The organism is Streptomyces sp. NPDC007983 (assembly GCF_042958345.1).
GTDB lineage: Bacteria > Actinomycetota > Actinomycetes > Streptomycetales > Streptomycetaceae > Streptomyces.
In genome coordinates, this window is sequence record NZ_JBIBJI010000004.1 from 600,982 (window position 1) to 620,417 (window position 19,436).

Here is a 19,436-nt window from a genome sequence, read left to right on the forward strand (position 1 = left end):
CTCTCAGGCCGCCTTTCCCAGGCGTACCCGCGGGTCGAGCAGCGGGTAGGCCAGGTCGATGAGGAGTTGGACGAGGACCGCCAGCGCGGCGGTGACCAGCACGGTCGCCTGGATCAGCGGGTAGTCGCGGGTCTCCAGGGCGCGGACGACCAGCGAGCCGACGCCGGGCCAGCCGAAGACCACCTCGACCACCACGACGCCGTTGAGCATCGCGGCGAACCGGGTGCCGAGCGCGGTGAGCACCGGGATGGCGGAGTTGCCCATGGCGTAACGCCAGGTCAGGGCGCGCTCGGAGACACCGCGGGAGCGGGCGGTGGTGACGTACGGCGAGCTGAGGGCCGCAACCATCTCGCGCCGCACCAGCCGGGAGATGAGCGCCATCTGCAGGGTCGCCACGGTGACGGTGGGCAGCACCAGGCCGCTCCAGGTGGTGAAGCCGGAGGCGGGCATCACCGGCATCACCACGGCGAAGACGGTCAGCAGCATGACGCCGATCCAGAAGTCCGGCATGGACTGTCCGGCGATGGTCAGCACATTGGCGCCGATCTCGCGCTTGGTGTCGGCGCGGCGGGCCATCCACACGCCCAGCGGCACGGCGACCACGGTGGTGAGCAGGATCGCGGAGAGGGCGAGGGTGATGGTGTAGGGGACCCGGTCGAACACCACGTCGAAGGCGGGGGCGTGGAAGGAGTAGCTGGTCCCGAGGTCGCCGGTGAACAGATCGCGCAGGAAGACGCCGTACTGGGTGAGCAGGCTCTGATCCAGCCCGAACTGTTCACGGATCCGGGCGAGGTCCGCGCTGCTGGGGTTGGGCCCGGCCAGGGCGGCGGCCGGGTCGCCGGGTGCCATGCGCACCAGGACGAAGACGGTGGAGAGGGTCAGGAAGATGGTCAGGACGCTCTGGCCAAGGCGGCGTATCAGATAGCGCGGCACGGCTCAGCCCTCCAGGCGCACGGCGGCGAGGTCGTAGGAGTTGAGCTGCAGGAGCCTCACGTCCCGGACCCGGGAGCGGCGGGCCAGCACCACATCGGGGACGAAGGCCCACAGGCAGGGGCGGGTGTTCCAGATTTCCTTCTGGACGGCGGCGAGCTTGGCGTTGCGGGTCTTCTCGTCGGTTTCGGCGGAGGCGTCGGCCAGCCGGTCGGCGATCTCCGGGAAGACGTAGCCCTGATAGGTGTCGCGGGTCTTCTCCTTCTCCGGAGTGCCGCCGTACATGCCCTGGAGGCTGGTGCTGGCGTGTCCGGTGGGGACGGAGAAGCCGTTGCCGAGGACATCCCAGTCGCCGCGGCGGCCCTGCCGCCACTGCTGGATGTCGCCGCCGGGCTCGAACTGCTGGAGGGTCGCGCGGACTCCCACGGAGCGCAGCATCTCCAGGACCGCTTCCATCACCGAGGTGTCGCCGGGGAACTCCCCGGACTCCCAGATGATCTTCACCTTGAGGTCGCGGTGGCCGAGCGCGGTGAGCTGCTTGCGCGCCTTGCCGGGGTCGTGGACGTAACCGCCGGTGCGTATCGCGCCCTTGAGCGCGAGCGGGACCACGCCCTCGGCCTGCTGGGCGGAGCCGGTGAGCACATCGTCGACCAGGGACTTGCCGTCGATGGCGTAGCTCAGCGCCTCGCGCACCCGCGGATCGGCGAGCGGATGGCCGCGGGGCTTGCGGAAGTTGAAGAACAGCTGGTTGACGCGGGTGCCGGTGGTGCGGTCGAGACGCACCCCGGGCAGTCCGCGCAACTGCTCGGCCGAGTCGGGGGTGATGGTGTCGATGACGTCCAGCTCGCCGCTGCGGAGGGCGACCACGCGGCTGGACTCCTCGGGGACGAAGCGGACCCGCACCTGTGGGGTGGCGGGGCGGCGCCCCCAGTAGTGCCGGTTGGCGGCGAGCGCGTATTCACCGGTGCCGGAGTTCGCCGAGGTGACCACGTACGGGCCGGAGCCGGCGCCGCCGGACAGCTCCTCGGGCCGGTTCTTGGCGGCCGGGCTGATGAGGATGTTGGCCATCAGCTGGTCGAGGATGGGGACCGGGCGCTTGGTGTGCAGATAGAAGGTGCGCTCGTCCACCGGTTCGAGGGCGGGCCGCTCGGGGAAGAGCCCGACGATGAACGAGCCGTTGACGCCCCAGTACATCTTCAGCGCGGTCGCCACGTCCTTGACGGTGACCGGGCTGCCGTCGGAGTAGCGCACCCCGTCCCGCAGCCGCACCGTCCAGCGGGTGGGCTCGGTCATCTCGAACCGGTCGGCGAGCACCAGCTCCGGCAGGAGCCCCTTGCCCATCCGGGTCAGGCCCTGGCGGACCGCGCGCTGCACCGTGACGGCGGCGTCGAATTGGTTGAGCTTGTTGTCGAGGCTGACCAGGGAACGGTTCAGCCCCAGGCTGATGGCACCGGGGCCGGGGCCACCGGTGGGGCCCGCGCACCCGGCGAGCGGGGCGAGGGCGAGACCTGCGGAGGCGCCCGCTCCGAGGCGGAGCATGGCCCGGCGGCTGATGTCCGGACCGCGGACGTCCGGACCACTGCTGGCCGGGTCTTGGGGGATACGGGTCATCGGTGACCTCTCGGCGGTTCTGAGGCGAGCGACCGGCTCGCTCGACCCGCTCGGACCGAGGGCCGGACGGGTCAAGGTGTCGCGGCGGTCACCGTGACATGACTGCGCGCTTTACGCAATACCTCTCGCGCGGTTCGCGCAACGTGTGTCATCATCGAGACCACGGAGACAGCGTGTCCGTCGTCTGATCGCATCTGATCACGTCTGATCACTCCCCCTGTCATGGCCATTCAAGGAGGTACCGGTGGAGTTGCCGCCCGTCCGGAGCGTGCTGGCCGTCGCGGACGACCTGTCCGGTGCCGCCGAGACGGCCGCCGGGCTGAGTTCGCGCACAACGCGCAGTCGTGTGCTGCTTCTTGGGCCCGATGGCACGCGTCCCGAGCAGATGTCCGCGGCGGACGCGCACACCGTGACCGTGCTGGACCTCGACTCGCGGTACTGCCCGGCCGAGGACGCGGCCGACGCGGTCCGCGGCGCGCTGCGGCGGACCGCCACGGGCGGCACCCTGGTCCTGAAGAAGATCGACTCACTGCTGCGCGGCAATGTCGCCGCCGAAGTCGCCGCGTTGGCCGCGGACGGGGCGGGCGTGGTCGTCGCCCCCGCCCTGCCGGTCGCCGGGCGCGTGGTGCGCGCGGGCGTGGTGCACATCGGCGGGGTGCCGCTGCACGAGAGCGAGGCCTGGCGCGCCGAGGCCACGGCCCCGCCGTCCTCGGTGGCCGACGCGCTGGGCGGACTGCCCACCGCGCTCGTCCCCCTCGCGACCGTACGCGCCTCGCGGCACACCCTGGTGGCAGCCCTGCGGGCCGCGGTGGCGGCGGGACGGGTCGCGGTCTGCGACGCCGAGACGGACGCCGACCTGGACGCGATCGTCGAGGCCTCCCTCGCCGGGGGCCCGCGGCCGCACCTGGTCGGCACCGGCGGCCTGGCGGTCGCCCTCGGCCGCCACCTGGCGGGCCTGCCCGCCACGGCGGGCGGTGACGCGCGCCCGGCGCGGGCCGATACCGCGGCGCGGCCGGACATCGCGGCGCGCCCCGGGACGGCGAACGCGGCGCCGCGCGCGGCAACCGCGCTGCGGGCCGAAGCCACGGAGGCCGCCGACCGGCCCGTGCTGGTCGTCGTCGGTACGGCCGAGCCGGGCGCCGTCGAGCAGGTGCGCCGACTGGTCGCCGACGGGGCCGTACATGTCGCGCTCGACCTGGTCGGCCTGCTGTCGGTGCCGCCCGCGGCCGCACTGCCCCCGCTGACGGCCCCCGTCACGGTCGTCACCATCGCCCCGGCCGCCGGTCCGCCGCGCGGCGCGGTAGACCCCGCGACGGCCGCCGCGGCGGAGGTCATCGACACCACCCCCGTACCCGCCCGGCATCTCGTGCACGGGCTGGCCCGTACCGTCGCCGGCACCCTCACCACGCACGGCGGCGCCGTCGACCTCGTCCTGACCGGCGGGGAAACCGCACGCCGGGTCCTGGACGCGCTCGCGATCACCCGGCTCGACCCCGTCGGGCAGGTGCACCACGGCGCCGTACACCTCCGCACTCCCGACGGGCGATCCGTCGTGACCCGCCCGGGCAGCTTCGGCGATCCCGATTCCCTGCGTCACATCGTCCGGGCGCTGCGCCCCCACTCGACCGAACGGAAGGTCACCTCATGAACGCACCCACCAACCTCGACGCCGCCGGCCCGCTCCCGCTCATCGCGGTGACCATGGGCGACGGCGCGGGCATCGGGCCCGAGGTGATCGTCCCCGCCCTGCTCGCCCCGGAGACCCTGCGGCGCTGCCGCCCGGTGGTCATCGGGGACGCGGAGCGGCTGCGGCAGGCGGCCCGGCTGCGCGGCATAGCGTGCGAGATCGTCACGGTCGGCGCGCCCGCCGAGGCCGAGTTCACCCCGGACCGGATCAACGTCATCGACCTCGGGCTGCTCCCCGCCGACCTGCCCTGGGGCGAGCTGTCCCCGGTCGCCGGGGACGCCGCGTACCAGTACGTACGGGCGGCCGCCCGGCTCGCCATGGACGGCGAGGTGCAGGGCATCTGCACGGCGCCGCTGAACAAGGAGGCCCTGCACGCCGGCGGGCACGTCTTCCCCGGCCACACCGAGCTGCTGGCCCATCTCACCGGTGTCGAGGAGGTGTCGATGATGCTGGCCACCCCGACGGTGAAGGTCATCCACGTCACCACCCACATCGGGCTCATCGACGCCGTCAACAAGATCGAGCCGGGTCTGGTCGAACGCACCGTGCGCCGCGGCCACGACGCGATGGTCCGGGCCGGTACCCCGCAGCCGGTGATCGGGGTGTGCGGCATCAATCCGCACGCCGGGGAGAACGGGCTGTTCGGCTACGGCGAGGAGGAGGAGAAGATCGTGCCCGCGCTGGAGGTACTGCGGGGGGACGGCATCGACGCCCGCGGGCCGCTCCCCGCCGACACCGCCTTCTTCCTGGCCGGGCGCGGCGACTACGACCTGATCGTGGCCATGTACCACGACCAGGGGCACGGCCCGGTCAAGGTGCTGGGCCTGGAGGCCGGGGTCAACCTCACCGTCGGCCTCCCGGTCATCCGTACCTCCGTCGACCACGGCACCGCGTTCGACATCGCCGGTACCGGCAAGGCCGACGCCGGTAGCATGATCGAGGCGCTGCGGCAGGCCGCCGACATGTCGCCGTCGCCCACCCGCTGAAGCCCACCACCGACGGACCGAGAAGGACGCGTGACATTGCCGGTACAGGGAGCACGGGCCCGGCGCGACCAGATCGTCCACCTCGCGACGACCACGGGCCTCGCCAGCGTGGAGGAGCTGTCCCGTGCCTTCGGGGTCACCGCCTCCACCATCCGCCGCGACCTCGCCCAGCTGACCGCCGACGGCCGGCTGGCGCGGACGTACGGCGGGGCGATGGCCCTGGTCGCCCACCCCGAGGCGTCGCTGCGCCAGCGCACCGGCGAGGCGTTCGAGGCGAAGCGGGCCATCGCCCGCTGGGCGGCGTCCACCGTCCGTACCGGCGAGACGGTGCTGCTGGACGCGGGGTCGACCGTCGGCGCCCTCGCCCATGAGCTGCGCACGGCCGAGGGGCTGACGGTGGCCACGACCGGGCTCACCGCGCTCCAGGAGCTGGCCGACGTGGAGTCCGTGCGGGTCGAGTGCCTGGGCGGTACGCTCCGGCCGCTGAGCCAGAGCTTCCTGGGCCCGCTCGCCGAGGCGGCGCTGGAGCGCATGACGTTCGACCGGGTCTTCCTGGGCGCCGACGGGGTGACGGCCGAACACGGCATCTGCGAGGCGGATCTGCGGCAGACCCGGCTCAAGGAGCTGATGGCCCGGCGCGCCGAGAAGGTGTACGTGCTGGCGCACTCGGCCAAGGTGGGCCGCCGCCCGTTCCACACCTGGGTACGGCTGCCACCCGGCTGGACCCTGGTGACCGACAGCGGCTCCGACCAGGAGGAGCTCCGGGCGCTGCGCGCCGGGGGCGTCGAGGTCACTATCGTGGACGACGGGACTCCCAGATGAATTCAGCCGTAGTCATGCGTGGACAGGGGGCGATCGGGCACCCGACCCGCAGATGACGTGGCCACCGTCTCATGAGCTTTTGGAGGACATCGTGGCACGGCAGACCGATCCGCTTTCCACCGCCGACCCGACGCGGCCCGACGACCCCGTGCCGCCGAACCCGACCCCGTCGCCGGGGCCGGGCGGCCCCGAGCCGGGACCCGCGCCGGGGCCCGTGCCCGGGCCGCCTCCGGGGCCGCCGCCGGATCCGGTGCCGTCGCCTCCGCCGGAGCCGCCGAGCCCCACGCCGGGGCCGCTTCCGGGCCCGTCCCCGGATCCGGTGCCCCATCCCCCGGGCCCCGATCCGGTCCCCGATCCCTCCCCGGCGCCGGGCCCGCTGACCTGATCCGGTCCGGCCTGATCGGGAATGGGGTCCCAGAGGCGCCGCATAGCCCTGCCGGCGTAAGCGGATGGGTGCGGTCGCGCGGGCGGTGAGAGGCTCGGAATCCCGGACCGCCAAGGAGCCGCAGATGCCGCGCACCGCACCGCCCCGACCCGTTCTGGAGCCCGCAGCCGCCGCGTTCGCCGAGGCCACCGCGCAGCCGCCGTTTCTGTACGAGATGTCGCCCGCGGAGGGCCGCAGGACGGTCGACGCGGTGCAGTCCGGGGAGGTTCCCAAACCCGAGGTGGACGAGGAGTGGATCGGCGTCACCGGCATTCCGGCCGGTGGGGTGCGGGCGCGGATCCTCCGTCCGCCGAATGTCTCCGGGACGCTTCCGGTGATCCTCTATGTGCACGGCGCGGGCTGGGTGTTCGGCAACGCGCACACGCATGACCGGCTGGCCCGGGAGCTGGCGGTCGGGGTCGGCGCGGCCGTGGTGTTCCCCGAGTACGACCTCTCCCCCGAGGCCCGCTACCCGGTGGCCCTGGAGCAGTGTTACGCGGTCGGGCAGTGGGTCGTGGCGCACGGCGAGGGCGCCGGGCTCGACGCGAACCGGCTCGCGGTGGCCGGGGACTCGGTGGGCGGCAACATGACCGCCGCGCTGACGCTGATGGCCAAGGAGCGCGGCGATGTCACCTTCGTCCAGCAGGTGCTGTTCTACCCGGTGACCGACGCGAGCTTCGACACCGGCTCGTACGAGCAGTTCGCCGAGGGCTACTTCCTGACCCGCGAGGGCATGAAGTGGTTCTGGGACCAGTACACGACCGACCCCGCGCAGCGCGCCGAGATCACCGCCTCCCCGCTGCGCGCGGACACCGACCAGCTCAAGGGGCTGCCACCCGCGCTGGTCATCACCGGTGAGGCCGATGTGCTGCGGGACGAGGGCGAGGCGTACGCGAACAAGCTCCGCGACGCCGGTGTGCCGGTGACCGCGCTGCGGATGCAGGGCATCATCCATGACTTCCTGATGCTCGACGCGCTGCGCGACACCCATGCCGCACGGGCCGCGCTCACCCTCGCCGTGGACACCCTGCGCGGCGCGCTGGGCACGGCCTGACACCGGCCGCGCCTCGCGGTCTCAGCCCCCGGCGCCGCGCTCCTTGGCCTGCCGCTTCATCTGCTGCTTGTGGGCACGCACCTTGTCCAGTGACTCCGGTCCGGTGATGTCGGCCACCGAGCGGTACGAGCCCTCCTCGCCGTACGCCCCCGCCGCCTCGCGCCAGCCCTCGGGCCGTACCTCGAACCGCTTGCCGAGGAGGGCGGCGAAGATCTGCGCCTTCTGCTTGCCGTAGCCGGGCAGGGCGTTCAGCCGCCGGAGGAGTTCGGCGCCGGTGGGGGCATCGCGCCACAGGGCGGCCGCGTCACCGTCGTAGTGCTCGACCAGGTACTGGCACAGCTGCTGGATCCGCTTGGCCATCGATCCGGGGTAGCGGTGCACGGCCGGCTTCTCCGACAGCAGCTCCGAGAACCGCTCGGGGTCGTACGCGGCGATCTCATGGGCGTCCAGGTCGTCGGCGCCCATCCGCCGCGCGATGGTGTACGGGCCGGTGAACGCCCATTCCATGGGCACCTGCTGGTCGAGCAGCATGCCGGTCAGGAGGGCGAGGGGGCTGCGCGCGAGCAGGGCGTCGGCCTCGGGCTGCTGGGCGAGACGAAGGGTGGCGTCCATCACCGGCGGATACCCAACGCTCCGGCACCGAATCACCCAGCGTCACAATTCCCCCCAAAGGCGTTGAAAAGATGGGGCGATTTGGCCGAATTGCACGATCTTGGGGTGCATGCGAGCCTGGTTGCGACCGCAGAACCGACCGTGAAACCGATCGCCCCCTTCAAGAGCGGGGCCTCACCGCATCACCGCTGTGCCGCGGGCAGGCCGTGACATCGGACCACGGAGGCGAGTGACCATGCCAGCAACCGCGACTCGCCGCCGACGCCATGACGACACCCCCGACACCGGCGGCGCCTTTCTGCGACTGTCCCGGCTCCCCTCCGGGCCCGAACGCGACGCGCTGCGCGAGGCGATCATCTGCGAGTGGCTGCCGGTCGCCAAGCGTCTGGCGCTGCGCTTCCGCAACAAGGGCGAGAACATCGAAGACCTCACCCAGGTCGCCTCGCTGGCCCTGGTGAAGGCCGTGGACCGCTACAACCCGGACCTCGGCCACGCCTTCCCCTCGTACGCGATCCCCGTCATCACCGGTGAGCTGAAGCGGCACTTCCGCGACTATCTGTGGACGCTGCACATCCCGCGCAACATCCAGGAGGTCCGCTCCCGCACCCGCTCGGCGCGCGACGCGCTGGAGCAGGAGCTGGGCGGCCGTACCCCGACCGTCGGGGAGATCAGCACTCGTACCGGTATGCCGCAGGAGGACGTACGCGCCGGTCTGGAGGCCAGCGCCTCCTGCACCCCGCTGTCCCTCAACGCCGCCGTGCAGGGCGCCGAGGAGCGGCTGCTCGCCGAGACGGTGGGCGCGGACGACGCCGCGATCGAACGGGTCGTCAACCGGGAGTCGTTGCGGGTGCTCATCGCGAACCTCTCCGAACAGGACCGCTACGTGCTCTACCTGCGGTTCTTCGCCGGCCTTTCGCAGAGCCAGATCGGTGAGATCCTCGGCTTCTCGCAGATGCACATATCCCGCCGGCTGTCCCGGCTCTACAGCGAGCTGCGCCAAGGGCTGCTGGCCCACGCGTGACCCGTTAACGCCCCCGCTCCCCCGGCAGGAGGTGCCGATGCGCTCCGAGACCGCCCGTATCGCCGCGGACGACGCCCTGCTCGTGGGCGATCTGGCCCTTCCCGGACAGCCTGAGCAGCCCGGACAGCCCACCGGTGTCGTGGCCTTCGCGCACGGCAGCGGCAGTTCCCGGCACAGCCCGCGCAACCGCGCGGTGGCCGGGGTGCTCCAGTCGGCAGGGCTCGCGACGCTGCTGTTCGACCTGCTCACCGACGCCGAGGAGCGGGTGGACGCGATCACCGCGGAGCACCGCTTCGACATCCCGCTGCTGGGGCGGCGGCTGGTGGCGGCGGTCGACTGGCTCGCCGGCCACCCCGGCACCAGCGGGCTGCCGGTGGGCCTGTTCGGCGCCAGTACGGGCGCGGCGGCAGCCCTGACCGCCGCGGCGGAGCGGCCGGAGCGGGTGCGGGCCGTGGTGTCCCGGGGCGGCCGCCCCGACCTGGCGGGCGGGGTGCTGAACCGGGTGCGCGCGCCGGTGCTGCTGGTGGTGGGCGGGGACGACCATGAGGTGCTGCGGCTGAACGAGCAGGCCGCCGCGATGCTGGCCGCGCCGCACGAGCTGCATGTGGTGCCCGGGGCCACCCATCTCTTCGAGGAGCCCGGGGCGCTGGAGCAGGCGGCGGAGGCGGCGCGCGACTGGTTCGCGCGGATGGCCGAGCAGCGGGGCGGCGCACGCCGTGGCTAGCCAGTGGCCGGCCAGGTGCCCAGCACCTCGCGCAGGTCGTACGAGACCGGCTCCTCCAGCTGCGCGTAGGTGCAGCTCTCCGGCTCGCGGTCGGGCCGCCAGCGCCGGAACCGGGCGGTGTGCCGGAAGCGGTCGCCCTGCATGTGGTCGTACGCCACCTCGCACACCCGCTCCGGGCGCAGCGGCAGCCACGACAGGTCCTTGACGCCGGTCCAGCGGCTGGGCGCGCCCGGCATCCGGCTCCGGGTGTGCGCCTCCTCGCGCGCCCAGTCGGCCCACGGGTGGCCCTCGACCGACTCCATGCGCAGCGGCTCCAGCTCGGTCATCAGCTCCTGGCGGCGGCGCATCGGGAAGGCGGCGCAGACGCCGACGTGCTGGAGGCGGCCGGTGGCGTCGTGCAGGCCGAGCAGCAGGGAGCCGACGACCGGTCCGGACTTGTGCAGCCGCAGCCCGGCCACCACGCAGTCGGCGGTCCGCTCGTGCTTGACCTTGACCATGACGCGTTCGCCGGGCCGGTAGCCGAGGTCGGGGCGCTTGGCGACGATGCCGTCGAGCCCGGCGCCCTCGTAGTGGTCGAACCACTGCCGCGCCACGTCGAGGTCGTCGGTCCAGGGGGCGGTGAACACGGGGGCGGCGGCCTCGCGCAGCGCCTCGGTGAGGGCGTCGCGACGCTCGCCGAGAGGCCCGTCCATGAGCGAGGTGTCGCCGAGGGCGAGGAGGTCGAAGGCGACGAAGCCCGCCGGGGTGGTCCGGGCCAGCATCCGCACCCGGGAGTCGGCGGGGTGGATGCGCTCCAGGAGGGCGTCGAAGTCCAGACGGCCGCCGCGCGCGATGACGATCTCGCCGTCCAGGACGCAGCGCGGCGGCAGCCGGGTGCGGAAGGCGTCGACGAGTTCGGGGAAGTAGCGGGTGAGCGGCTTGGCCGTCCGGCTTCCGATCTCGATCTCGTCCCCGTCGCGGAACACGATGGCCCGGAAGCCGTCCCACTTCGCCTCGTACCGCATCCCGGGCGGGATCGTGGCCACCGACTTGGCCAGCATCGGTGCCACCGGGGGCATCACCGGAAGGTCCATGATGTCTTCGATTGTGCGGCCGCCGGGGCCCGCGCGCCCGCCGGGAGGTGGAGCGGGCGGAGTGGACCTAGCGTTGGGGTATGGCAGAGACGGTGGAGCTTGACGTCGGTGGGCGCACGGTGCGGCTGTCCAACCCCGGGAAGGTGTACTTCCCGGAGCGGGGCTTCACCAAGCTCGACCTCGCCCGCTACTACCTCGCCGTCGGCGACGGCGCGCTGCGGGCGCTGCGGGACCGGCCGACGACGCTGGAGCGCTACCCCGACGGGGTGACGGGGGAATCGTTCTTCCAGAAGCGGGCGCCGAAGAACCTGCCCGACTGGACCCCGACCGGCCGCATCTCCTTCCCCAGCGGGCGGTACGCCGACGAGATGTGCCCCACCGAGGTGGCGGCCGTGGTGTGGGCCGCGAACCTGGGCTGTCTGACCTTCCACCCGTGGCCGGTGCGGCGCCCCGACACCGAGCACCCCGATGAGCTGCGCATCGACCTCGACCCGCAGCCGGGCACGGACTACCGGGACGCGGTACGGGCCGCGGGCGAGCTCCGCGAGGTGCTGGACGAGCTGGGGCTGCGGGGCTGGCCCAAGACCTCGGGCGGGCGGGGACTGCACGTCTTCGTGCCCATCGCGCCGGAGTGGACCTTCACCCAGGTGCGGCGCTCGGCGATCGCGGTCGCGCGGGAGCTGGAGCGGCGGGCGCCGGAGCGGATCACCACGGCGTGGTGGAAGGAGGAGCGCGGCGAGAAGATCTTCGTGGACTACAACCAGACCGCGCGGGACCGCACCATCGCCAGCGCCTATTCCGTACGCCCCCAGCCGCACGCCCCGGTCTCCGCGCCGCTGCGCTGGGAGGAGGTGCCCGACGCCCGGCCGCGCGACTTCGACCTGGCGACCATGCCGGTGCGCTACCGGGAGGTGGGCGATGTGCACGCGGACATGGACGAGCACGCGTACCGGCTGGAGGCCGCGCTGGAACTGGCCGACCGGGACGAGCGGGAGCACGGTCTCGGCGACCTTCCGTATCCGCCCGAGCACCCCAAGATGAAGGGCGAGCCGAAGCGGGTCCAGCCGAGCCGCGCCAAGCAGTGAGGGTGCGACAATCACGGCCATGGCCTCTGTCTTCGCGCATCCGGACCGGCACCGGGTGGCCGTGCTGGTGCGGCACGGGATGCTGCCGTTCGAGCTGGGCATGGCGCACCGCCTGTTCGGGCGGGCCGTCTCGGCTGCCGGTGAGCCGCTGTACGAGGTGGTGACGTGTGCGCTGATGCCCGGTGAGGTGCGTACGGACTCCGATGTCAGCGTGAACGTCGCCCACGGCCCGGAGGCGCTGGCCGAGGCCGACACGGTGATCGTCCCGGCCGCCAACGAGAAGGACGAGCCGCAGACCGAGGGCCGTCTCGGCCCGGCGCTGGCGGGGGCCTTCGCCCGTATCCGGCGGCCCGGCACCCGCGTCGCGTCCATCTGCACCGGCGCCTTCGTCCTGGCGGCGGCCGGGTTGCTGGACGGGCGCCGGGCGACGACGCACTGGCAGGCCGCGGACCAGTTCCGGGCGCTGTTCCCGTCGGTCGAGCTGGACCCCGACGTCCTGTACACGGACGAGGGCGACGTCCTCACCTCCGCCGGGGACGCCTCCGGCATCGACCTGCTGCTGCATCTGATCCGGCTCGACCACGGCTCCGCGGTGGCCGGTGAGGTCGCGCGGGGCGCGGTGGTGGCGCCGCACCGCGACGGCGGCCAGGCCCAGTTCATCCGCCGCCCCGTCCCCGCGCCGCGCGGCTCCTCCACGACGGAGGCGCGGGCCTGGGCACTGACCCGCCTCGACCGCCCGCTGACCCTCGCGGAGCTGGCCGCGCGCGAGTCGATGAGCGTGCGGACCTTCTCGCGCCGGTTCCGGGAGGAGGTCGGGATGACGCCCGTGCGGTGGCTGACCCGGCGCCGGGTGGAGCGGGCGTGCCAGCTCCTGGAGGAGACGGATCTGCCGGTGGACCAGGTGGCGGCGGAGGCGGGCTTCGGCACGGCGGCGTCGCTGCGGATGCATCTGCGCGAGGCGCTGGGCGTCTCCCCGAGCGCCTACCGCCGCACGTTCCGCGGGGAGTGACCGGCGGCTACCGCCGGGGTGACACCAGCGGTTCGGTGCCCAGGGTGGCGAACCAGTGCTGGATCCGGTCCTCGTTGTGGGTCCTCGCCAGCGACAGCGTCAGCAGCAGCCGGGCCTTCTGCGGGGTCAGGTCCTCGGCGCCGACGACACCGCGTACGTGCGGGTCGTACACCGTCCCCGAGCCGGTGCGGGAGGACGACGCGAAGACCACGCCGTTCTTCACCGCGTCCGCGCGCGCCTCCGCCATGGCCGGGGAGAGGCCGCCCGCGCCGGTGCCCGCGGTGACGACGCCCGCTGCGCCCGCGTCGGCGAACGCCTTGATGGCCTCGGGCCCGGCGCCCTGGTAGCTGTAGGCGATCTCGACCTTCGGCAGCGGCCGCCGGGCGATGCGGTCCAGGTCGAAGGGGGTCTTCCAGCCCGGCTTGCCGCATTCCTGGACGCGCGCCGGGGCCCGGTCGATGCGGATGTGGTTCTGGTCGACGACGCCCAGCTCACCGCTGCTGCCGCTGGTGAAGGCGTTGAGCCGCAGCGCGTCGGCCTTGCGGACCTCGCGGGCGGCCTGGATCTGGTCGTTGAGCATGACGACGGTGCCGAAGCAGGTGGTGCGGCCGCTCGCGGCGAGGCGGATCGCGTTGTAGAGGTTGGCGGGGCCGTCGGAGCCGATGACCGTCCAGGGGCGCAGCGCGCCGGTGAGCACCACGGGCTTGTCGCTGCGGACGGTGAGGTCCAGCCAGTACGCGAACTCCTCCATGGTGTCCGTGCCGGTGGTGACGACGACCGCGTCGTTGGTGCGCAGCGCGTCGTCGACCGCGGCGGTGAGCTTCCGGTACTCGGGGAGGGAGTAGTCGTTGGAGTCCTTGTTGCCGAACTGCCGGGTCGTGACGTCCGCGAGCCGGTTCACCTCGGGTCTGAGGTCATCGACCAGCCGGGACACCGGGAGCTGTCCGGACGCGTAGTTCTGGAAGGACACCCGGCTCTTGCTCACGCCCGCGATGGTGCCGCCGGTGCCGATGACGGCGACCTGCGGCTCGGGTCCGTGCCTCGGCTCCGGCGTCCGTTCGGCGGCGGCGAGGGCCGCGGCCGGGGTGCCGAGGCCGACGGCGACCAGGGTGATCAGGACGGCGGAACCGCGGGCGATGCGGTGCATGGGATACCACCCAATGCGGCGTTTACGGCCATATACGGACTATCCACCGTAACCACGTTCCTCAGCGGAGGGCGAGCGCCCGCACAGCCGGGCCAGCAGCAGCGCGACATCGTCGTCCGGCGCCCCGTGCAGCGCGGCCAGCACCTGGTCGCAGATCCGCTCCAGCGGGCCGTGGTGGTAGCGGCGCAGCAGCTGGACCAGGGTGTGCAGTCCGACGTCCAGCGATTCGTGCCGCTTCTCCACCAGACCGTCGGTGAACAGGGCCAGCACCGCGCCCTCGGCCAGTTCGCAGTCGACCGCGGCGAACGGAACGCCGCCGACGCCCAGCGGTGCGCCGGTGGGGGCGTCGATCAGCTCGGCGTCGCCGCCCGGGTGGACCAGGACCGGCGGCAGATGGCCCGCGGTGGAGAGCTGGCAGTACCCGGTGCGCGGGTCGCAGACCGCGTACAGGCAGGTGGCGATGGAGTCCCCCAGGGTCCGGGTGATCTCGTCGAGGTGGCGCAGCAGTTCGACGGGCGGCACGTCGAGCCTGGAGAAGGCGCGGGTCGCGGTGCGCAGCTGCCCCATGATCGCGGCGGCGTGGATGCCCTTGCCCATGACGTCCCCGACGACCAGGCCGACCCTGCCGCCCCGCAGCGGCAGCACATCGAACCAGTCGCCGCCCGCGGCGCTGACCGCGGGCAGATAGCGGGAGGCGGTCTCCAGGCCGTCGAGTTCGCGCGGCGGCAGGGACAGCAGGCTGCGCTGGAGGGTCAGTGCGGCGTCCCGTTCACGCCCGTACAGCCGGGCGTTGTCGATGGCCAGGGCGGCGCGGATGGCCAGCTCACTGGCGAGGGTGAGGTCGTCCTCGTCGAAGGGCCTGGCGTTGACCGTGCGGTGCAGGCTGAGGGTGCCGAGCACGCTGCCGCGGGCGATGAGCGGGGCCGCGATGGAGGAGTGGACGCCCTCGCGCCGCAGCACCTCGGCGGCGTCGTCGTCGCGCGCGATACGGCGTATGTCCTGCTCGGAGGTGTGCGGCAGCAGGATCGGCTTGCCGTCGCGCACGCACCGGGTGATCAGGCGGCTCGGGCCGTAGCGGGCGATCTCGCCGACCGGGTCGGCGGCGTGGACGGCGTCGGTGGGGTAGCCCGCGGCGACGGCGAGCGCCCGGAAGCGGGCGGAGCCGTCGCTGCGCACCCGGGCCACGGGTTCGCGGTGCACCACCGCGTCGAGGACGTCGACGGCCGCGAGGTCGGCGAGCCGGGGCACCGCCACGTCGGCGAGTTCCTGTGCGGTTTGCCGCAGGTCCAGGGTGGTGCCGATGCGGACGCCCGCGTCGGCGACGACGGCCAGTCGCTCGCGCGCCTCGGCGATCTCGCTGGCCGCCCGGTGGCGTGCGGACACGTCGATGATCGAGATGGCGATGCCCAGGACCCGGCCGCCGGAGTCCTCCAGCCGGTAGTACGACTCCGACCAGGCGTGGTCGTGGTCGGGGTCGGCGGGGGTCCGGCCGATGGTCTGCTGGTCCAGGATCGGTTCCCCGGTGGCCAGAACGCGCCGCATGGCGGTCTCGATGGCCTCGGTGTCGAGCCCGGGCAGCATCTCGCTGATCCGGCGCCCGCGCACCAGGGTTTCGGCCATGCCGTTCATGCGCTGCAGCGAGGGGTTGGCGCGCAGCCACCGCAGCTCGGTGTCGAAGACCGCGAGGCCGACGGGCGACTGTTCGATCAGCAGGCCCGATACGGCCAGGTCGGTCTCGACCCTCCGTACGGTCTCCTCGGCGGCGGCCAGACCGAGGGCGTACGCGTCGTCGTGCACGTCGTGGAGGCCCATGGTGTGGAACTCGACGCGCACGGTGGCGCCGTCCCGGCGCCGGACGGGGAAGACGCCCGCCCAGGTGTCGCCCGCCCGGACCCGGGCGAACAGCTCCACGGCCGCCCGCCGGTCCTCCGGGCGGACGAGCAGCCGGTCCGCGCGGCGGCCCAGGGCCTCGGCCGCCGGAAAGCCGAACAGCAGCTCCGCCTCGGGGCTCCACAGGGTGATACGGCCGTCGGCGTCCAGCACCACGGCGGCGACCCGCAGGAGGTCCAGCACCCCGCCCGCGACGGTGGTCAGGCCGTCCCCGCCCGTCCGGGCCGCCTCGCTGTCCTGGTCAAGACGGTCATGCGTCGTCATACCGGCACCTCACCGGCTCGCCGTGCCCTCCCTCTGTCATACCTCGCCCGGCGCACCACCGCACCACCGATGGGGGACGCGGTCACGGTCAGATGGTGAACGGGCGCTGCCGGGCGAAGACGGGGCGCGCGGATCCGGCCAGCGACAGATGGGGGGTCTGGTCCGGGGGCATCCTTCTGACGATCTCCCGGTGCAGTGCGCGGTAGCTGCCGGGGAACGCGCCGCCCCGCCAGACCTCCAGCAGGGTGCCGGTGAACAGCCCGTTGACGACGCCGTCGGCGGAGGTCTGGTTGTCCTGGCAGCCGGAGATGTGCAGCACTTCGGCGTCGATCTTCGCCAGGTCCTTGGCGGTGTGGATCTTCTGGATCCGGTCGTAGAGGTCGCGGTCCCGTGCGTAGAGCGCGGACTGCACGGGCTGGGGCATGGCCCGCAGTCTCCTGCCGACCTCGCGGGGGTCGTCGGTGGCGAAGCGGCGTCCGAGTTCGCCGGGGCTGAGCATCTCGGGCAGCCGCAGGGCGACGGTGCCGCTGTGGCAGCTGTCGGAGAGCATCCAGATCCGCACACCCTTGGCGAACTTGCCGAACAGCCCGAACAGCTCGTCGTCGACCAGCTGACGGTCGTACAGCGCCCAGGTCCCGTCCAGCCGGTCGCCGGTCTCCTCGTGGTTGAGGTCGGGCACCTGGCCGCCGTGGCCGGAGTAGGTGAGGAAGAGGATGTCGCCCTCGGCCAGCCGGCCGGCCGCGGTCTCCAGCGCGGAGGTGACCGCCTCGGCGGTGGCGGCGCCGGTCAGCAGCGGGCCGCCGACCTCGAAGCCCGCGGCACCGGCGAGCCGGGCCATGTCGGCCGCGTCCTGCTCGCCGGCGCTCAGCTCGCCGTTCCAGCCGTCGTACGCCACGGGATCGACCTGGTTGAGTCCGATGTGGACGGAGAGACCGATGGGCATGGGGGCTCCTCGGGTCGCGGTCGTCGGCAGGTGCGCGGCGCGGCCGCCCCGCGGGCGATGGCTCGCCCTCCCCAGGATGATGCGGCGGCGCGTACCGCTCCGCCCTGTTTTCCGGGCCCATACGGGGAACTAGGGGGTGTCTTCCGGATTCTGCCGGGCTCGCGCGCCCCGGGCCGACAGGGCGTGCACGACGAGGTCGGCGGTGCGCTCCAGATAGCCGGGCTCCGGCGGCACGCCCCGCACCGCGATGCGCCAGTAGACGGGCGCGGCGAGCAGATCGAGCGCCAGTTCGCGGTCGGTGTCCGGCGGCAGCTCATCGCGCGCGATCGCGCGGTCCAGCAGCGCGGCCGCGCGGGCGCGGCGCGGCCCGCCGATGCTGTCGGCGAGCGCCCGCGACAGCGCCTCGTCCCGGCGTGCCTCGGCGATCAGGTCCGGGATGATGCGGCTGAACCGCGGATGGGTCAGCCAGTCGGTGACCGCGCGCAGCGCGGCGAGCACATCGCCGCGCAGCGACCCGGAGTCGGGCAGGTCGACCATCGCGACGCTCAGTTCGGATGCGATGTCGATGACCATCTGCTGCTTGGAGGACCAGCGCCGGTACAGCGCGCTCTTGCCGACCCCGGCCCGCTTGGCGACCGCCTCCATCGACAGCCGCGCGTAGCCCTGTTCGGCGAGTTCGTCGAGCACGGCGGCGCGGATGGCCTCGGTCTTGTGGGGGCGCAGCGTGGCGGCGCCGCTCGGGGCGCGCCGGGCGGGCGAGGCGGGGCGGGAGGGGTCCGGCATGGGCCGACCCTACCAGATGGACGAGACGGTATCGTTCTGTTTACATTGCGAACGGGACGGTACCGTCCCGTCCATTCATTCCGTCCATCCACCGGAGGAGAAACCGTCATGGACGAACGCGTCAGGGTGTACGAGCGGGCCAGGGAGCTTCTGCTCGCCCACGACATGCAGGGGTTCGCGGATCTGTGGGCCGAGGACGGCACCATGGAGTTCCCGTTCGCCCCGCCCGGGTGGCCGCGCAGGCTGGAGGGCCGCGAGGCGGTGCGGGAGTACGTGCGCGACTACACCGACCACATCGATCTGCGGGCCGTCGTCCACGAGGCCGTCCACCGGACCGCGGACCCGGGCGTGCTGATCGTGGAGTTCACGGTGGACGCCGTCGCCGTCGCCACCGGCCGCGCGCACCGGATCGACTACGTGGCCGTCATCACCGTCCGGGACGGCGAGATCGTCTCCTACCGGGACTACTGGAATCCGCTCATGCTGGACGACGGGCTGACGTTCGCCGCCGAGGGAGGCCGGACCGATGGCTGAACCCACCGTGCTGGTCACCGGCGCGACCGGGAACACCGGCTCGCGCGTCGTACGGCGCTTGCGGGAGCGCGGGGTGCCGGTCCGGGCGGCGGCCCGGCGGCCCGGCCCGGAGGGGGTGCGCTTCGACTGGTACGACCCGGCCACCCACGCCGCCGCGCTGAGCGGGGCGGAGCGGATCTATCTGGTCGCCCCCGTCGGCGAGGCCGACCCGGTGCCCCTCGTCGAACCGTTCCTCGCCGCCGCGCTCCGCCGGGGCGTACGGCGGGTGGTGCTGCTCAGCTCCTCCGCGGTCCCCGCCGACGCCCCTGGCCTGGGCGCCCTGCACCGGCTCGTGCGGGACACGGTGCCCGAATGGGCGGTGCTGCGGCCCTCGTGGTTCATGCAGAACTTCACCGGCGACCACGCGGTGGCCCATGCCATCCGCGGCGAGGGCTGGATCGTCACCGCCACCGGTGACGGCCGGGTCGCCTTCGTCGACGCGGACGACATCGCCGCCGTCGCCGTCCGGGCCTTGCTGGACGACCGCCCGCACAACACGGACCACGTCATCACCGGCCCGCAGGCGCTCAGCTACGCGGACGCGGCGCGCGTCGTGGCCGAGGTCTCCGGGCGCCGGGTCGACCATGTCACGGTGACGGCCGGGGCGCTGCGGGAGAGGCTGGCGGACGCGGGGATACCGCAGGAGTTCGCGGCGGTGCTGGCGGGCCTGGACGAGGACATCCGGGGCGGCGCGGAGGACCGTACGACGGATACGGTCCTCCGGATCACCGGCCGCGAGCCCCGGTCGTTCCGGGACTTCGCCACAGCCCACCGGGCGGCTTGGGCGTAGACGGTGGG

The 19,436-nt window shown here is 73.2% G+C and carries 18 protein-coding genes; 10 read left to right on the forward strand and 8 right to left on the reverse strand.

Annotation, left to right across the window (positions count from 1 at the left end):
* Positions 1–3: 3 nt before the first annotated feature.
* Positions 4–933: an ABC transporter permease subunit gene (locus ACFZCY_RS16220; protein WP_391173216.1), complete on the reverse strand. Its 930-nt coding sequence runs from the start codon at positions 931–933 to the stop codon at positions 4–6.
* Positions 934–936: 3 nt separating this feature from the next.
* Positions 937–2,541 (reverse strand): ABC transporter substrate-binding protein, encoded by a 1,605-nt coding sequence (locus tag ACFZCY_RS16225; RefSeq protein ID WP_391173219.1) that lies wholly within the window; start codon positions 2,539–2,541, stop codon positions 937–939.
* A gap of 244 nt (positions 2,542–2,785) precedes the next feature.
* On the opposite strand from ACFZCY_RS16225, the gene ACFZCY_RS16230 reads away from it, so the two are divergent.
* From ACFZCY_RS16230 to ACFZCY_RS16245, 4 genes are all read left to right on the forward strand, one after another.
* Complete coding sequence (locus ACFZCY_RS16230; protein ID WP_391173222.1) at positions 2,786–4,189, forward strand: four-carbon acid sugar kinase family protein; 1,404 nt, start codon at positions 2,786–2,788, stop codon at positions 4,187–4,189.
* Positions 4,186–5,214, forward strand: a complete 1,029-nt coding sequence (pdxA, locus tag ACFZCY_RS16235) for a 4-hydroxythreonine-4-phosphate dehydrogenase PdxA (protein WP_391173226.1) — start codon at positions 4,186–4,188, stop codon at positions 5,212–5,214. The genes ACFZCY_RS16230 and pdxA overlap by 4 nt, the downstream gene beginning before the upstream one ends.
* A gap of 36 nt (positions 5,215–5,250) precedes the next feature.
* A complete protein-coding gene (locus ACFZCY_RS16240) occupies positions 5,251–6,036 on the forward strand; it encodes a DeoR family transcriptional regulator (RefSeq protein WP_391173681.1) in 786 nt (261 codons plus the stop codon).
* 509 nt (positions 6,037–6,545) lie between these two features.
* Complete coding sequence (locus ACFZCY_RS16245; protein ID WP_391173230.1) at positions 6,546–7,514, forward strand: alpha/beta hydrolase fold domain-containing protein; 969 nt, start codon at positions 6,546–6,548, stop codon at positions 7,512–7,514.
* Positions 7,515–7,535: 21 nt separating this feature from the next.
* On the opposite strand, the gene ACFZCY_RS16250 is transcribed toward ACFZCY_RS16245, so the two are convergent.
* Positions 7,536–8,126 carry an HhH-GPD-type base excision DNA repair protein gene (locus tag ACFZCY_RS16250; RefSeq protein WP_391173233.1) on the reverse strand — a complete coding sequence of 197 codons (591 nt, stop codon included), beginning with the start codon at positions 8,124–8,126 and terminating at the stop codon, positions 7,536–7,538.
* A 235-nt stretch (positions 8,127–8,361) separates the two neighbouring features.
* On the opposite strand from ACFZCY_RS16250, the gene ACFZCY_RS16255 reads away from it, so the two are divergent.
* Positions 8,362–9,147: a sigma-70 family RNA polymerase sigma factor gene (locus tag ACFZCY_RS16255; RefSeq protein ID WP_055551547.1), complete on the forward strand. Its 786-nt coding sequence runs from the start codon at positions 8,362–8,364 to the stop codon at positions 9,145–9,147.
* A gap of 37 nt (positions 9,148–9,184) precedes the next feature.
* On the forward strand, positions 9,185–9,871 hold the full coding sequence (locus ACFZCY_RS16260; RefSeq protein ID WP_391173236.1) for a dienelactone hydrolase family protein: 687 nt from the start codon (positions 9,185–9,187) through the stop codon (positions 9,869–9,871).
* Here ACFZCY_RS16260 and ACFZCY_RS16265 read toward each other — a convergent pair.
* Positions 9,868–10,944, reverse strand: a complete 1,077-nt coding sequence (locus ACFZCY_RS16265; protein WP_391173239.1) for an ATP-dependent DNA ligase — start codon at positions 10,942–10,944, stop codon at positions 9,868–9,870. The two genes, ACFZCY_RS16260 and ACFZCY_RS16265, sit on opposite strands and share 4 nt — an antisense overlap.
* A gap of 80 nt (positions 10,945–11,024) precedes the next feature.
* Here ACFZCY_RS16265 and ligD point away from each other — a divergent pair, with 80 nt between their 5' ends.
* Both ligD and ACFZCY_RS16275 read left to right on the forward strand, forming a co-directional pair.
* Entirely contained in the window at positions 11,025–12,029 is a 1,005-nt protein-coding gene (gene ligD / locus ACFZCY_RS16270; protein ID WP_391173242.1) for a non-homologous end-joining DNA ligase, read from the forward strand.
* 19 nt (positions 12,030–12,048) lie between these two features.
* Positions 12,049–13,038, forward strand: a complete 990-nt coding sequence (locus ACFZCY_RS16275) for a helix-turn-helix domain-containing protein (protein ID WP_391173245.1) — start codon at positions 12,049–12,051, stop codon at positions 13,036–13,038.
* A 7-nt stretch (positions 13,039–13,045) separates the two neighbouring features.
* Here the strand turns inward: ACFZCY_RS16275 and ACFZCY_RS16280 are convergent, their stop codons facing one another.
* The 4 genes from ACFZCY_RS16280 to ACFZCY_RS16295 all read right to left on the reverse strand — a co-directional run bounded on the left by ACFZCY_RS16280 (position 13,046) and on the right by ACFZCY_RS16295 (position 18,065).
* The gene (locus ACFZCY_RS16280) at positions 13,046–14,185 is read right to left on the reverse strand and encodes an asparaginase domain-containing protein (RefSeq protein ID WP_391173248.1); all 1,140 of its coding nucleotides are present in this window, start codon (positions 14,183–14,185) and stop codon (positions 13,046–13,048) included.
* 39 nt (positions 14,186–14,224) lie between these two features.
* On the reverse strand, positions 14,225–16,339 hold the full coding sequence (locus tag ACFZCY_RS16285) for a SpoIIE family protein phosphatase (protein WP_391173252.1): 2,115 nt from the start codon (positions 16,337–16,339) through the stop codon (positions 14,225–14,227).
* 88 nt (positions 16,340–16,427) lie between these two features.
* Positions 16,428–17,282 carry a caspase family protein gene (locus tag ACFZCY_RS16290; RefSeq protein ID WP_391173255.1) on the reverse strand — a complete coding sequence of 285 codons (855 nt, stop codon included), beginning with the start codon at positions 17,280–17,282 and terminating at the stop codon, positions 16,428–16,430.
* 129 nt (positions 17,283–17,411) lie between these two features.
* On the reverse strand, positions 17,412–18,065 hold the full coding sequence (locus ACFZCY_RS16295; RefSeq protein ID WP_391173258.1) for a TetR/AcrR family transcriptional regulator C-terminal ligand-binding domain-containing protein: 654 nt from the start codon (positions 18,063–18,065) through the stop codon (positions 17,412–17,414).
* A 108-nt stretch (positions 18,066–18,173) separates the two neighbouring features.
* Here ACFZCY_RS16295 and ACFZCY_RS16300 point away from each other — a divergent pair, with 108 nt between their 5' ends.
* Both ACFZCY_RS16300 and ACFZCY_RS16305 read left to right on the forward strand, forming a co-directional pair.
* On the forward strand, positions 18,174–18,599 hold the full coding sequence (locus tag ACFZCY_RS16300) for a nuclear transport factor 2 family protein (protein WP_391173261.1): 426 nt from the start codon (positions 18,174–18,176) through the stop codon (positions 18,597–18,599).
* On the forward strand, positions 18,592–19,428 hold the full coding sequence (locus ACFZCY_RS16305) for an NmrA family NAD(P)-binding protein (RefSeq protein WP_391173264.1): 837 nt from the start codon (positions 18,592–18,594) through the stop codon (positions 19,426–19,428). The genes ACFZCY_RS16300 and ACFZCY_RS16305 overlap by 8 nt, the downstream gene beginning before the upstream one ends.
* Positions 19,429–19,436 lie beyond the last annotated feature (8 nt).